Below are 1,355 nucleotides of genomic sequence, written 5' to 3'. Positions count from 1 at the left end.
AATTCTTGTCCATTAAGAAATGTTACAAATTACATGGGTACATTAAGAAAAGTTAAGGGGGTGTATCCATTGATGGATAAGGGTTTTCGGCTATTATGGTATATATGTATGGGGGAAGTTCAGGTATTAGCAATTTCCTTTCGTACTTGTACTGCACCAATCCCTTTTTTTTGAAACAGAGGTACTGTTTGCCGCAGCAAGTCAGCCGGTAACTGAGCATCAGCATCACAAACGAGAATAATCTCTCCTCGCGTGTAGGGCAATACTGCATTTAAAGCCCCTGATTTACCACCTTTAGCTTCTCGCCGATAAACTTGTAAAGATGGCAATTTAGTTGGCATTTCCTTTAAGATTTGCGGTGTTTCATCAGTACTACCATCGTCAATAATCCAAAAATCTAAACAATGACTTGGATAATCTAATTCCCCTAAGCTGTCCACCAAATTAGTCAGGACTGCACTTTCATTTTTGGCAGGAACTAAAATGGAGACTAGGGGAAGATAATTATTACTTTCAACAACAAAATTAACTGGTTTTGCTATCAACATTCTTAGAGTTTGTATGGTCAATATAGTTATTAAAACCAACATAAACCCCTGAGTTACTGGCCACCAGTGTACCAGACTCACTCCGCTCCAAACTATTAGAATTACTAGGATAGCTTTGAGACGAAGATAGCGGTTAAAGCTAATATTGGTGGCTCTTCGGGAATTGTTATGCAAATAATTAACTTAAAATAAAATTCGATGAGAGTACCTAGTCTCAAAAATAGCTGAAATCTATACAGGAAGACACTTACGGCACAAACAGGTTAATACCAAAAGATAGACAATTGAGTTAAAATTTGATATAATGGCCAAAAACCAGAGTATTTTACTTATGATGCTTGACAAATTTTTTCACCTAAAAGGAACCTCTATTCAAGGCTATCGACACCTAGAAAATATCGGTATAGTTTGACCAGTCGAATCGAAAAATAAAAAAGCCATCTGTCCTCGTTGTGGGTTAGAGAGCGATAAACTACACCAAAATCATCGACATTTAGTCAAAGATTTACCAATCTCAGGACAACCAGTGTACCTACAAGTTAATCGTCGTCAATTTAAGTGCGATAATTGTCAGAAACCCTTTAGCGAAGAGTTAGATTTTATCGCCAAGAAACGAACCTATACGAAAAGACTAGCCGAGAATATACTCGAACAATTAAAATCAGTAGATATTTTAAATTTTAGCCGAAGAAATGACGTAACGGAAGAAGAGATTCAAAGAATGATAGAGGACATCGCCGAAGAAATTACAGAGCCAGACCTATCGGAATTAAAAAGACTAGGAATTGATGAAATCGCTCTAGTCAA

At 36.8% G+C, this 1,355-nt stretch carries 1 protein-coding gene and 1 pseudogene; one reads left to right on the top strand and one right to left on the bottom strand.

Features of this window, described 5'->3' with window-relative positions:
* Window positions 1–119: 119 nt before the first annotated feature.
* Window positions 120–548, bottom strand: coding sequence for a glycosyltransferase family 2 protein (locus IQ242_RS24895; protein WP_228021211.1), 429 nt, complete (start codon window positions 546–548; stop codon window positions 120–122).
* A 331-nt stretch (window positions 549–879) separates the two neighbouring features.
* Between IQ242_RS24895 and IQ242_RS24890 the strand changes: the two are divergent.
* Window positions 880–1,355 (top strand): annotated as a pseudogene (locus IQ242_RS24890) (transposase family protein); the annotation flags it as partial.

The sequence above is a fragment of the Microcystis sp. LEGE 08355 genome (genome assembly GCF_015207185.1).
Lineage (GTDB): Bacteria > Cyanobacteriota > Cyanobacteriia > Cyanobacteriales > Microcystaceae > Microcystis > Microcystis panniformis.
The sequence above is the reverse complement of the archived record's forward strand: the minus strand, read 5'-3'. Positions and strand labels throughout refer to the sequence as shown.